The sequence below is a fragment of the Prevotella herbatica genome (assembly GCF_017347605.1).
Lineage (GTDB): Bacteria > Bacteroidota > Bacteroidia > Bacteroidales > Bacteroidaceae > Prevotella > Prevotella herbatica.
Genome location: NZ_AP024484.1, coordinates 435802 through 448964, shown reverse-complemented (window position 1 = coordinate 448964; position 13163 = coordinate 435802). Strand labels below are relative to the sequence as shown.

At 40.5% G+C, this 13163-nt stretch carries 11 protein-coding genes; 9 read left to right on the top strand and 2 right to left on the bottom strand.

From position 1 onward, the window contains the following. Window positions 1-430: 430 nt before the first annotated feature. Window positions 431-2512, top strand: a complete 2082-nt coding sequence (locus tag prwr041_RS01800; protein ID WP_207154623.1) for a VapE domain-containing protein — start codon at window positions 431-433, stop codon at window positions 2510-2512. 284 nt (window positions 2513-2796) lie between these two features. Here prwr041_RS01800 and prwr041_RS01795 read toward each other — a convergent pair whose 3' ends face one another. Continuing rightward, a complete protein-coding gene (locus tag prwr041_RS01795; protein ID WP_207154622.1) occupies window positions 2797-3405 on the bottom strand; it encodes an RloB family protein in 609 nt (202 codons plus the stop codon). Beyond that, on the bottom strand, window positions 3386-4708 hold the full coding sequence (locus prwr041_RS01790; protein ID WP_207154621.1) for an AAA family ATPase: 1323 nt from the start codon (window positions 4706-4708) through the stop codon (window positions 3386-3388). The genes prwr041_RS01795 and prwr041_RS01790 overlap by 20 nt, the downstream gene beginning before the upstream one ends. Window positions 4709-5124: 416 nt before the next feature. Here prwr041_RS01790 and prwr041_RS01785 point away from each other — a divergent pair, with 416 nt between their 5' ends. From prwr041_RS01785 to prwr041_RS01755, 8 genes are all read left to right on the top strand, one after another. Next, window positions 5125-5574 (top strand): HU family DNA-binding protein, encoded by a 450-nt coding sequence (locus tag prwr041_RS01785; protein ID WP_237072279.1) that lies wholly within the window; start codon window positions 5125-5127, stop codon window positions 5572-5574. A 70-nt stretch (window positions 5575-5644) separates the two neighbouring features. Beyond that, entirely contained in the window at window positions 5645-5752 is a 108-nt protein-coding gene (locus tag prwr041_RS13605) for a DUF6486 family protein (protein WP_237072209.1), read from the top strand. Between the two features lie 659 nt (window positions 5753-6411). After that, the gene (locus prwr041_RS01780; RefSeq protein ID WP_207154619.1) at window positions 6412-7290 is read left to right on the top strand and encodes a tyrosine-type recombinase/integrase; all 879 of its coding nucleotides are present in this window, start codon (window positions 6412-6414) and stop codon (window positions 7288-7290) included. Window positions 7291-7661: 371 nt separating this feature from the next. Next, window positions 7662-8261 (top strand): DUF3575 domain-containing protein, encoded by a 600-nt coding sequence (locus prwr041_RS01775; protein WP_207154618.1) that lies wholly within the window; start codon window positions 7662-7664, stop codon window positions 8259-8261. A gap of 27 nt (window positions 8262-8288) precedes the next feature. Then, the gene (locus prwr041_RS01770) at window positions 8289-9758 is read left to right on the top strand and encodes a tetratricopeptide repeat protein (RefSeq protein WP_207154617.1); all 1470 of its coding nucleotides are present in this window, start codon (window positions 8289-8291) and stop codon (window positions 9756-9758) included. 23 nt (window positions 9759-9781) lie between these two features. Next, window positions 9782-10942 (top strand): fimbrial protein, encoded by a 1161-nt coding sequence (locus prwr041_RS01765; RefSeq protein ID WP_207154616.1) that lies wholly within the window; start codon window positions 9782-9784, stop codon window positions 10940-10942. Between the two features lie 12 nt (window positions 10943-10954). Continuing rightward, the gene (locus prwr041_RS01760) at window positions 10955-11833 is read left to right on the top strand and encodes a FimB/Mfa2 family fimbrial subunit (RefSeq protein ID WP_207154615.1); all 879 of its coding nucleotides are present in this window, start codon (window positions 10955-10957) and stop codon (window positions 11831-11833) included. A gap of 37 nt (window positions 11834-11870) precedes the next feature. Then, window positions 11871-13121, top strand: coding sequence for a fimbrial protein (locus tag prwr041_RS01755; RefSeq protein WP_207154614.1), 1251 nt, complete (start codon window positions 11871-11873; stop codon window positions 13119-13121). Window positions 13122-13163: the final 42 nt, after the last annotated feature.

Here is a 13163-nt window from a genome sequence, read left to right as displayed (position 1 = left end):
ATTTATCAATCGGGGAACCCTCCCCGAAACAATCAGATGCCAGAAATGCGGGCGTGAACTTCCTAAACAGAAGTTAGAACGCATGAAGTCTGGAACTTATCGACAGGTATGCAACCAGTGTAAATACGAGTACTACATCAAACCCTCACGGGTAAGGCGCATACTCAGAGAACTGGAAAATGATACATAGGTTTTACAAATTAATAAGCGTCGAAACGTCTATTTGCTGATAATCAACGTATTAGATGCTGTTTTTCAAAAACATACTGTCGGTAAAATGGCAAATAACAAAAACGTTTCTACGTAGAAACGGAAACGTTTGATCGATGAAACGCAAACTTTATGTCGTAGCAACAGAAACGTTTCCACGTACAAACGCAAACAATGCTTCGTAGAACGGAAATTTAGCTCATAAAAACGAAAAAACAGAATGAAAATATCTAAAATCAATGTCTTGTATAAGACAAAACAGGAAATCAAACAAAAATTGACGAGTCTTGACGATTTGTTTGTCATGATTCGAGGTGAAAAATACCAAAAACAGTGCAATAAACTGCGATATGCCCTCAACTCATACCCCAATATTGCGGGTATGAAGTTGACTGAGACGGCAGAACTGCCACAGATACAGTTTTCTTTGTGCAGAAAACAGTACACGGGCTATGTATTGCTGTCATTCAAGGCAGAGGACGGTTGGCTGAACAATCTGAAGTTTCTTGCAGAGGGACTTCCGCAGACATTGATGTGCTTTACCGGAGCATCGGCGAAGTCGCTGAAAATCGTAGTGGCATTTACTCTGCCAGACGGTACGCTGCCACAGACAGAACAGGACATCTGCTTCTTTCATCAGCATGCCTACTTCACATGTGCTAAGTTTTACGAGGCGGAACTTGGCATCAAATGCGAGCGAACAGTGCCTACCACCCAGACTGTATGCAGAATAAGCACGGACGAGCATGTGTTTCTTAATGCCAGTGCTATACCGATGATTCTTCAGCAGCCACATGAAGGCGTTGAGAAAAGGGTGAAAAGTGAGATTCGCTATCAGATGAAGAAGACAAGCTACAATGCAGGCAGGGAGAGTGGCGTGATTCCTTTTTATGAAAAGCAGCACATGGCAATGGCGAAGTTTCAGACAATATTTCTGAATCTAATCAACAATGCCGTGGATATGGATATGGACGAGATTGTGACGGAACTTGCGAAAAACTGTCAGCGCAACGGTCTTGCGGAGGAGTTCTGCATCAAGAGACTGATGCGACATGCGCCATATTGTAATTTTGATTATATCGTGCGCAACTGCTTCCGCAATGTCTATGACACGAGTGCGCCAAAATCAGACTGTGCGGTATCAAAGATGACTATTGACATGGAAAGACTGCGCACGTTTCTTGCCGTGAGATATGCTTTCCGCAAGAATGAGATCACAAACGACTGCGAATACAGGGAACGTGACAGTTTTATATTTTCGTGGAACTCGGTTACAAAAGAGGTTCTCAACACGATAACAATCAATGCAAAGGCTGAGGGTATTGACGCATGGGACAAGGACGTGAAGCGATTCATAGAATCATCATTCACAGAAGATTACGACCCGATTGCCGACTGGATAACTTATCTACCAAAATGGGATGGCGAGGACCGCATAGACAAGTTTGCCCAGAGGGTGAAAACGGATAACCAGGACTGGGTGAAGAACTTTCATCTGTGGTTTATCGGTATGGTGAGCCAATGGATGCGCAGGAACTCCATGCACGGTAATTCACTTGTTCCGCTGTTGGTAGGCGAACAGGGAGACGGAAAGTCAACATTTTGCAGAATGATCATCCCTGACGAACAGCAGATTTACTACACAGACCGTGTGGACTTCACGAAGAAGGAGGATGCCGTGAAGGCATTGAGCCGATTTATATTGATAAACATAGATGAATATGACAGTATTTCAAAGCGCCAGACAGCATTTCTTAAATACATGTTGCAGGCAGTGGACGTGAAGTTCCGCAATCTATATGAGAGTATCACGCAGCAGCACAAGCGATATGCTGCCTTCATCGGTACGACCAACAATCCTCAACCGTTGATAGACTATACCGGTTCACGACGATACATGTGTATCAGGGTAAAGGAACGCATAGACACAAGCACGGCAGTGAACTATGAACAGATGTATGCGCAGGCAGTTGAGGAAATAAAATCGGGAGCGAGAACATATTTCGACAACGAGGCGGAACATCAGATTCAGCTTGCTAATGCCGACTTTCTACAGATTGACTGCATGGATGACATTTTCTTTGAGATGTTTCATCGTCCTGCGAAAGAGGAAAAGGCGATGCGTCTCACGGCAACGGAGATTGTGCAGAAAATGAAAACGAAGTATCGTAACATCAGCATCAACAACAGCAACATCATGCGTGTAGGACATATTCTGATGAGGAATAAGTTTAAGCTGACAAGGGGAAAGTCTCGCCGTTATGACATCGCTACAAATGACACGATGGTGCCACTTGATTAATGAAGATTTGAAACGTAGCATGTTGATAATCAATGACAAGACGCTTAGACGCTAGTATTTCTTGAAAACCCTATGTACGTGCGCGAGGAGGAACGGGAGTTCTCCCGCAGAGAAATGAGGTTGTGGTTTTGTGGTTTGTCTGCGATTATCAGCGTGATCTGCGGGAGATATTTGGGGTTCTTTGTGCAATATAGCTTGAGTACGCTTGCGTGATATTCTCCCGCAGATAGCGCAGATTACGCAGACGAATGCAGTAAGCTGCATTAAAGTTTCATATATGTTTGTTATTTTTTCTGTGTTATTTCTAGTATCTTATCAAATAGTTTGTACATCTGTGAATAAGACTTATATACATCTGGTTCATTCTCTCTCAAATGGTCTAAATCTCGCGAGATCTCAATTGCACGGGGCATGTCGCTATTTTCTTTTAGATATTTGTATATATCTGTCTTGTTGAAGAATTCCTCGCTTTTGTCATAATCGGGGATATATTTACGCAGTTCCTTTGCTACAGCATCGTATGTAGGATACTCCTTACTTGAAGAGTGAGGCATGTAATGCATCAAGAACCAATATTCCGTACATGGGTTAGACTCTATGAACTCAATTTTACGGTTTTGTTTCTGTAATAGTTTGTATTGTCTTAACTTTTCTTGATTGCTTAATATTACGTCCATATCTACAAGGCAGAGTACATAGTCATAACCCTCGTTGAGTCTTCTCTGTGCCAATGCAACCATATCATTGATATCGGAATGTTTGGGAACACCTGGAAATAAGTGAAATCGGTAGCGCTCGTTTGTTCGCATAGATTCAATATATCTGTATTCCGTCAATCCTTCACCAATGACAGCTATACTTTTTCTAATGGGTTTAGTTTTCTGATTCTTCATCGTACAAATTTTTATCTATATAGATACTTTCAGTGAATGGAAGATCAACTAACTTCTCCTGTCTATATGCATTGTAAACAGAAATGGTTTTATGCAGCCCCAGTGATGATAGTCTAAGGAGTTGAGTTTCTCCACAGTCGTTCTTATCTGTAAACCAAATGGTATCTCGGCGAATATAATTTTCATCTAAAAGATTGATGTCGTGAGTTGTCATAATCAATTGTGAATGCTTCTTGCTATTAACAAGGAACACTCTAATGAAGTATGAAAGTAGTTCATAATGAATACTTGTTTCTATTTCATCAATAGGGAGAAAAACACCACGTGCCAACAAATCATAAAGTATTGTTGCCAGTCCCATATATCTTTTAGTTCCCATTGACTCCAATTCTTCGTTGAGTTCTGCTTCCCCATTAGTAGTATGATGAGTGAAAAATAATTCTTCCCTTTTGATAGTACCATTTTGGATGATTTCATCCTTTTCTTTATCTGACATACTTGGTGCATTTCTAATAAATGCTTCCATATCCGAATTTATCTTTATTTCCTCATCATGTATTGATATATCGGAAATATTGAAATCTGATGCTTTCAAGAAATGAAGGATGAACTTTTTCATTTTATCATTTCTACGGTCTCTAAGATTCTTTTTAATGAATCCCATAAGTGAGTTTGTTGGTAACATGGCTGGTGCAATGTGATTTGAAAACATTTCGTACACCAGATTTAGCTTGCTTTTTTCCACGTTAGAAATACCAAAAGCTGCAATTACTGATCGATTACTAATGGTATTTCCTTCAATAGCATCTCGCTTTTTCTTCAACAGACCAGCTTTTGAGCCAAATTTTATTTCAGTAGAATCTGTATCCGCATTATATGTCCTATCATACAATAATGTAGGCTGAGGAGAAGTATATACCTGTAATATCTCTTTATAAACGATTTTACGATCAAGTATAAGATTCAGTTTATATCTTTCTTGCATAAGATAGAATGTCATTTCAAACTCTGTTTTTTCTTTATTTGAAACGTTATCCAGAAGAAATGGAATAACACCAGTTTCATCACCTTTTTTCTGGCTAGTATCAACCATGAAATGTGAGAAGAAATCTAAAGCATGCAGGATATTTGTCTTTCCTGAAGCATTTGAACCATAGATGCATCCGATTTTCAGCAAACGAATGCCATCGGCTACATTCTCAGTGTAAACGTCTTCAGAAGTCTTGTCATTCGTTGGGATGAAACTAAGTGTTTGTTCGTCCTTAAGCGAATAGAAGTTCTTGATTTTGAATTCTGCTATCATAGTCTTATTTATTATATTCTGTGTGCAAAGCTACAAATAAAATATTATAAATGATTAATTTATATATTATTTTTGTGAATATTTCACGAAAATGCAATATAAAAGTAGAAATAATGCCAGCGTGATTTAAATTAATATCGAAGTCTGCTTATATATTTTACTTTATGTAGTATTTAACTATTGTCATATTAAGATTCATGTCAACGTTACTTTGGCTAACACCCCAACGAGTATTTCATTGCAAGCCTTAAAAAATACGAGTACCTTTGTAACGTCATTTGAAAATCAGGTGACTGGGCTTAATGAAAGGAGGAACATTATAGGTGCACATATATGATGCTTTCAGCAAGTCTCAAACAGTAAAAAAACAATTTAAAACGAAAGGAAAAAGAAACATGCTGAATTACAAAATTTACATGAACAAAAACAAAAAGAATCTGAAAACCTATAACAAGTTTTACGCTCGTGCCGTCTATCACGGAATAGCTCAACTTGATGACATGGCAGAAAAGATTCAGGCAAACTGCTCTGTTAAAAAGAGTGATGTACTAGCAGTACTCACAGAACTTGCAGAGGTGATGACAGCCGAACTTCAGGACTCAAAAATCGTAAAGATCGCAGGACTAGGCGCGTTCAAGCTCACACTGAAGTGTGTAGGCGCAGACAGTATCAAGGAGTTCACACCTGCCAAGAACATCAAGAAAGTCAACATCCGCTTCTCTCCGGAAGCACATGTAGACGCAGGTTCAAAGACACGCACCAAGGCATTGGTAACAGGTACGCAAGTCAAGGAGTACGCAGAGTACAACAAGATCAAGGGTGCACCAGCTGCAGGTGATCCAAACGGCGGAGTCGTAAAGCCTTAAACATAGCTCCCCCTGATGCGCACAGGGGGACATTGCTTTTAAACAAACAACGAATTAAAAACAGAAAACAATGGATAAGAACAAAGTAAACATTTCATGGATCATTAAGATAGTAATCGCTATCGCTTCAAGTCTTCTGGGGTTGCTTGGAACGCAACAGAACGAAACGCAGGAATAGCCGAGTGAGCTATCACGATTTCAACGACTTAATTAAAATCATAACCAACTTAATATGGTTAATCGCAGCGCTCACAGCGCTACTTAGCTGCACGGTATGGATTGCAGGATAACAACAGAGGGATGTGCTAAAGCGCATCCCTTTTATGTTTTTATGTTTTTATGTTTTCCCTGCGGATGGTTATTGTTTGTGCTTCTGTAGATAGATTGAGTACGCTTGTGTGATAATTCTCCCGCAGATCTCGCAGATTTACGCAGAGAAACAGCATGAGTTGCATTATCTCCCGCAGACTTATTGTCTCAACTTGAACGGCCTATTCTCTCGCAGATAACGCAGAGGTCGCAGATGAATGCAGCAGGCTGCATTATTTCGCAGATAAAGACAGTTAGTGTTGTTCGTGTTGTTTTGGTGTTTATCTGCGTAATCAGAGAGATCTGCGGGAGAATAGGCCGTTCACATGCAAAGAAAAAGAATATCAACGGGAATCAGCGGGGAACGGCTTTGTCTATTATTTTGACTGACATATATAATCTGTATTAAAATAACAGTGATTCGTCTGTTATTAAATTTAAAATGAGTTTTTACTTTCTTTTTATTGGTCTTTGATTTGTAAATTTGTAATTCACTTTTTAAATATTATTTTTATTATTATCATTATTATGTCAGTAACATTCTCTTCTTTTACCCAGACTTGTATTCGTGACCTTCGGCAAGAGGGTCGTTTTTCAACCGCCCATTTGTATGACATTTCACTGCGCTCATTTTGTAAATGTCTCGGTCACGATGTTATCCGTTTCAGTGAGATAAACCGTAATTCCCTTCATGTTTTTAAAATGTATCTCATTCAGCGGAATTATACTCCCAATACTCAGTCCACTTATATGCGCATGCTCCGTGCCTTATATAATAAAGGAGTATATGCAGGGCTTACCAAACATGTTTATAATCTGTTTCACGATGTTTATACGGGCATTGACAAAAGCCATAAGAAAGCGATGTCGCCCGTTGACCTGAATACACTCTTTTTTGGCAAGGTAAGCAGTCCAGCACTCATCAGTGCTCAGCAGATTGCTAGACTCATGTATTGTCTTTGTGGTATTCCCTTCGTTGATTTTCAGCATGTCGGCGCTGACTCAGTAAAAGACGGTTCTCTGAACTACAGCCGCCGTAAGACAGGAGTCTGTGTTAGCATTCCTGTCAATAAAGAAACAGTCTCTCTTATAGAGAAAGCGGCAGTATGCCCTTCAGATATGAATACCGAGGCGGGTTACCGCCATTACCAGTCATTGCTTCGCAAGTTCAACGCCAGTCTTTCGCGTCTTGCCAGTAAGCTTGGTATCAAGGCTCATGTGTCCTCTTATACCATCCGCCATTCTTGGGCTACCACAGCTCTGTACTGTCATGTTCCTGTGGAGGTGATCAGTTCCGCTCTCGGTCATGCCGACATCAAGACCACGCAGATATATCTCAAGGGTTTTAATGCCAAAGAGATAGGGCTTGCCAACAGAAAGGTATGCAGGTGTGTGGAAAATAAATGAAGTATTGAATTGTCTTTTTTGACAGGCGATTACGCCCATAACACAGACTCTCAGGTACAAATAAAATAGCCGTTACTTTACAAGTAACGGCTATAAATAATTATTTGGCAAATGTAGTGATTAATTTATTGAGTTATATATAAATTCACGTTAATTAACTAAAAACCGAAGAAAAACATATTAAAGAGGAAGCTGACATTTTAAATATGCTCTTATTTCAACATATTTTAATGATTTACTCATCAGCATCCTCCTGTCACACGTAACAACATTTTACGCGTGCCAGCTTTTTTTGTACTGTTTTATACTCTAAATATCACTTGTTCCTTTCTGTTACTTGTAAAGTAACAGAATATGTTTTTTAAGTGATAATGTTTAGACGAATTGTAGATAGACGAGTGTGTGATAACAGTGTCTTTATCCTAAAGTATTGTTTTATATTCATACTTCAGCTGATTCCATTTCAGCTGAAGGCTCAGTATGTAGCACTGAAATCCAATCTAATCTATGATGCTATAGCAGTTCCTTCACTTGGTGCCGAAGTCAGGATAGACAGTACACTTACAGTTGGAGTCTCTGGCACATATAATCCCTTCAGCTTTACTTCTGACCGTAAATGGAAAAATTGGTCTGTCCGTCCCGAAGTCCGCAAGTGGTTCCGTAAATCATTTAATGGTCCATTTGTAGGTGCTGACGTTTTTTATGGTTACTTCAACGCTTCTAGGATTCCATTCATCGGGCTTAAAGACCGTCGTGGTGAAGGTCGTTTCATAGGTGGTGGCTTTACTGCTGGCTGGCATAGAATACTATCTCCACATTGGGGACTTGAGTTTTCTATAGCAGCAGGCTACGTCAATGTATCATACGACAAATATCTTAACTATGAGTGTGGGTATAATGAGGGACATAATGTCCGAAACCTTATTATGCCAACAGGTATCTCAATGTCACTAGTTTACGTAATAAGATAATAATAATGAAATAATATTTATAGAGAAATGAAACTATTACAATCTGCATTCTTTCTTCTTGCCTTTAGCGGAACGGTATCCGCAGCATCCGCCCAGACTGTCTACGGCGGACAGATCTACGTCAACTCCGAGAACTTTACCCGTCAGGGAGACCTTCTCCGTGTACGCATGAAGGTAAGCTATGACAGTAGCGTTGTTGGAAGCTGTGAGGCGCTGACTTTCACTCCTGTTCTTAAGACAGACAGTGCCGTTTCTGTGCTATCTTCAGTGGTCATCAACGGCCGTGACAGAGAGCGTGATGCTCACCGTACAGAGGTCCTTTCAGAGGTTCGTCGCAATATCCCCATCGTTGTCAAGGACAGTCGTGCTGCTAAGCGCTATTTTGTCTACGACACAACAGTTCCTTATAAGGACTGGATGCAGGACTGCCGCATGTATGTAGAAAGTGAAGAACTTAACTGCCAGGGTAGAAAAGGTCATGTCTATGAGGATCTTGTTCTGAAGAACATCTACCTTCACGACATGAGCAATGACAATCCCGATCCAAATGTTCACTACTATAACCTGATGGACTATGTACAGTTCCTTCAGCCACAAGGCTCTGATATCGACAAGTTCCATCGCAGTGGTGAGATTCAGATCTTCGGTAACAAGGCACTTGCTAAACTCAGCGGAAGCAGATTCAACCACACTGTGTTCAATACTATCGCTACTGACGTGAAAAGCGAACTTCAGCGTTATGGTACGAGTCTTGTGGGACTTAATATCAATGGCTTCGGTGCTCCTATCGGAAACTACCGCCGCAACGAAAGTGAGGCAATGGAGCGTTCTCTTGATTTGAAGAAGTATCTCATGAAGCAGAAGCTCACCAACCGTAACGACCTTAACGTAAGCTGGCTTGCAGAGGACTGGGACAGCATCTCTTCTCTTGTAGCAGGTAGTGGTATGAACCTTCGCGATGCAGTTGTAGACATCATTAAGAATATTGACGTAGTCAACGGTCGTGAGCGTGAAATTGAGAATCTTGGGCTGGGTATGCCGTATGCTTATATGAACCGCTTTATCTTTCCAAAGGTCTACCGCATCAAATATACGCTGACCTTCCGCCACGATGGTTTCGACAGTAATTCCGCTATGCAGCATCTTGGTTCCAACCCAGCAACAATGACGCTGGGTGAGCTCTATGCCACAGCTGGATTCTATAAGAAGGGCTCTCGCGAATATAACGATATATTGGATTTGACAGCCCGTCTGTTCCCTGATAATCCAGAGGCAAACATCAATGCAGCCGGTGTGGCTCTGACACGTAACGACGTAACCCTTGCGCATAAGTATCTTAAGCGTTGGGAGACTGATCCAAGAGCCTACTGCAACATGGGACTCCTTTATCTTAGCGAGGGAAACCGCGATAAGGCAGAGGTATACCTGAAGATGGCAAAGGCAGCTGGAGTTGTACAGGCAGACAAAGCCCTGATTGAACTGATGAAGATAAAATAAAACAATATAAAAGATTCATGATTATGAGAATCAGCAAATATCTATTTGGCATCTTTCTCCTTGCTGGATTTATGCAGTCGTGCTCAACGGATGTGAATGTAGATGGCAATGACAATAAAGAGAGTAAGGCGATGACCCTTAACATTAAGGGTGCTAGTTCTGATACCCGTGCCTCTGGCACTGTGGGTAATGAATCATCGGTTAAGAATATTGTTATAGCCGTATTCGATGGAACATCTTTGGAGAATACTTTCGTGGTGTCATCTCCTGATGTTACGAATAATACGATAACGAAGAAAATTACCTATAAGGCAGCCACACCTAAGATTGTTGTGGTAGCCAACGTCCCTGCATCTCTGTTTGCTGGTGTTAAGACCGAAGACGATTTTAAAGCCCTTACTGCAAGTCTTGACAATACCACGTCTATCTATAATACCGAAACTGCAGATTTTACTTCAGCAGTGGGGGACAAGGATAATGTTGGTACACAGAAATCAGATGTGCTTCCAATGATTGGTACGGCTTCTTCTATTGATGCCAATGGTAACTCTACAGTAAGCCTCTATAGGATGGTCTCGCGTGTAGCCATAAATAGCATTACAACTGCATTTTCTCAATACGGGCCATACGCCGGCTATATATTCAAAGTAGAACAGGTGTATATGGCAAACGTGCCTTCGGTATCTACATTGGCTTCTGAATGGGATTCAAATGCAGGCAATAATTCTCCCGTTACATCAGCTTTGGTGCAGGGATTGACTACTAATGAGACAGGCTATAAGAGCTATTTGGGGACTGGCGTCATAAATGTGGCAACACCGTTTAGTACACCCCAATACTTCTATGTGTTCCCTAATACAAGTACTGTATTTGCTACCCAGACTAAAATTATTATCAAAGGTCAGCTTTACGACAAAGACGGTGCTCTTGTCGGCACATATTATTATCCAGTAGTAGTGAATCGTGCGCAGACAGGTACTGATATCAATAATTCAAATAGTGGTGATGCTTCTCACAGCGGCAATGGAACAGTAGGAGCTAATCGTACCTATACACTCGGCGTGACGATTATGACAAAGGGTAATACAAATCCCGACGATGACTTGAAGCCCAACGATCTTTCTATAAATATTACAGTTAGTGATTGGTCTTCGAACCTTACACAAGATGTTGTCTTTAATTAAAATAGATACTATATGATAAGTCCTCATTTTATAAGAACAATGGTTATGTCAATGTTGCTTACGGTGGCATTTGGCAGCCTGTGCTCTTGTATAAGCGAGGATACCGGCAACTGTATACAGTATTCCGTTCGTACGCGGCTTGTTGACAGAAACGGTAAATTGCTTCCTGACAGTATTGCTACTCAGTCTGTTGCCTATATATTCCGCAACGGCAAGTATGTTTATTCCGTTCCTGTTTCTTCAGACGGAACCTATCATGTGTTTTTCAATGGATGTGACAACACTTGCATGACGGTATTTGGAAATCGAAATATCTCAGGCTTTGAACTTAGCAAACTTTCTATAGGTGATGACATGAATACTATTGCCGTAAAGATTGCCTCACTAGAACAGGCACAGGACTCATTGCTTCATTCCAGACTTTATTATGGTAATGTCACGTTATCGAATATCACACCCGATTCAGCAGATTATCCAGTAACACTTCCTATGTATGACAACCTATCACGTCTTCATGTCATACTAAACAATGTAGAAAGTTTGCTTGGTACAGGTAAATATAGTGTGAAGATAAGCGGTCTGTATAGTGAGTTCACCTATGGTGGAATAGTAACGGGAGACAGTAGGGAATGCAATCTAGACATGACGCATCTTGCCGATGGTTCATACCGAAGCGGAGTAGTGAGTACTTTACCTTCAGATTCTCCTCTGACGATAACTCTTTATAAGGATGGTGAAGCTATAAGAACTGTGAATACAGACTATGCCGGAAATCCTATAACGACAAGTGGAGGCGAAGAGAAAGCAATCGTAATCAATGCTGGTGCAACATATACAAATACACAGGTAATGCCGTGGGGTGACTTTGTGTCGCAACAGGCTCAGTTATAAAATTAATAGAAATAATAACAATTAAAACAATACGATTATGAAATTAACTTATTTCTTTATTTCGGGACTTGCAATGACCATAATGATGTCTTCATGCTCTTCTGAAAATGATACAGTGACTACTGATAATGGACTTAAGACCATAAGTCTTGATTTCTCTGCCACAAACTTAAAAACCAGAGCTTCAGGTAATCCTGCCGATGCCAATGGATACATAGTAGGTCTTGATTCTAAAGAGGCGCGTCTTTCACGTCTTGCTGTTGGTATCTTCAACGGTACAACAACTTCTTCTATCAACGAAATTACTCTTGATAATACCAAAGCGGGGGATGATAATACATCATATACAGCATCATTCAATGCACAGGCTGCAGCAAATAATAATGTGTATATCGTAGCAAATGCTCCTGTGGGACATTTCAGTGGAAAGACTTTGCTTTCAGATTTCTATACAACAGCTCTTGATCTGGGATACACAACAAGTGTAGATGGCAATACAAATTATACATCAGGTGCAGCAACAAAACAGGTTCAGACAGCATTGCCGATGAATAGCCCTCTTGCTACTTTGACAGCAGGATCGGGTGCCGATATAAACAAACTTGTTGTTACTGGTGGAATAGCCATGAAGCGTCTTGTCGCTCGTATAGCTATTAATTCCATAAAGATTAGTATTCCTTCTACGGGTATGTATGCTGGTGACACATTCACTCCTACAGAAGTATTCGTATATAATGCAGCAACTTCTATTAATCCTGATGGAACAACACTTTCTACAGAACCAAGTAATAGTGGTGAGTCTACAAAAACATCTGATGGTTGGACTCCTGGAACGACAATGCCAACAATAGAAGACAATCTTGGTAATTACAGCTATCTGAGTACAGGCGTTATTTCTAGTTTTACAGATAACACACAGAGCTCTCCAACATTGGCAACAACAAACCAGTATTATTTCTATGTTTTTCCACATACAGCAACTACTCCAACAAAACTTGTAATAAAAGGTATTTGGCATAATTCTGCTACAAGTACTTACGAGGTTGTATACTATCCAATAGTTATTAACCACTCACAGACTGGTACAACCATTACTGATGGTAGTCATAACCCTCTTACTCCTGCTACAGACTCACAGATTGATGCAAACATGCAGTATAATATATCTGCGGAGATTTATGCAAAAGGTGTAAGTGATCCTGCAACAAACATAACTCCATCGGCAATTTCTGTTGCATTGACAGTTACAGACTGGAGTGTAACAAATCAGAATGTGGTGTTTGAATAAGTGCAATCTCTTTATTGGCAGGTCTTTTGTGTAAGACCTGTC

Bases quoted from the DNA above. Each gene is read 5' to 3' on its own strand.
- prwr041_RS01800 (WP_207154623.1), top strand. From the start codon at position 431: ATGAAAATATCTAAAATCAATGTCTTGTATAAGACAAAACAGGAAATC.
- prwr041_RS01795 (WP_207154622.1), bottom strand. From the start codon at position 3,405: ATGAAGAATCAGAAAACTAAACCCATTAGAAAAAGTATAGCTGTCATT.
- prwr041_RS01790 (WP_207154621.1), bottom strand. From the start codon at position 4,708: ATGATAGCAGAATTCAAAATCAAGAACTTCTATTCGCTTAAGGACGAA.
- prwr041_RS01785 (WP_237072279.1), top strand. From the start codon at position 5,125: ATGAACAAAAACAAAAAGAATCTGAAAACCTATAACAAGTTTTACGCT.
- prwr041_RS13605 (WP_237072209.1), top strand. From the start codon at position 5,645: ATGGATAAGAACAAAGTAAACATTTCATGGATCATTAAGATAGTAATC.
- prwr041_RS01780 (WP_207154619.1), top strand. From the start codon at position 6,412: ATGTCAGTAACATTCTCTTCTTTTACCCAGACTTGTATTCGTGACCTT.
- prwr041_RS01775 (WP_207154618.1), top strand. From the start codon at position 7,662: ATGTTTAGACGAATTGTAGATAGACGAGTGTGTGATAACAGTGTCTTT.
- prwr041_RS01770 (WP_207154617.1), top strand. From the start codon at position 8,289: ATGAAACTATTACAATCTGCATTCTTTCTTCTTGCCTTTAGCGGAACG.
- prwr041_RS01765 (WP_207154616.1), top strand. From the start codon at position 9,782: ATGAGAATCAGCAAATATCTATTTGGCATCTTTCTCCTTGCTGGATTT.
- prwr041_RS01760 (WP_207154615.1), top strand. From the start codon at position 10,955: ATGATAAGTCCTCATTTTATAAGAACAATGGTTATGTCAATGTTGCTT.
- prwr041_RS01755 (WP_207154614.1), top strand. From the start codon at position 11,871: ATGAAATTAACTTATTTCTTTATTTCGGGACTTGCAATGACCATAATG.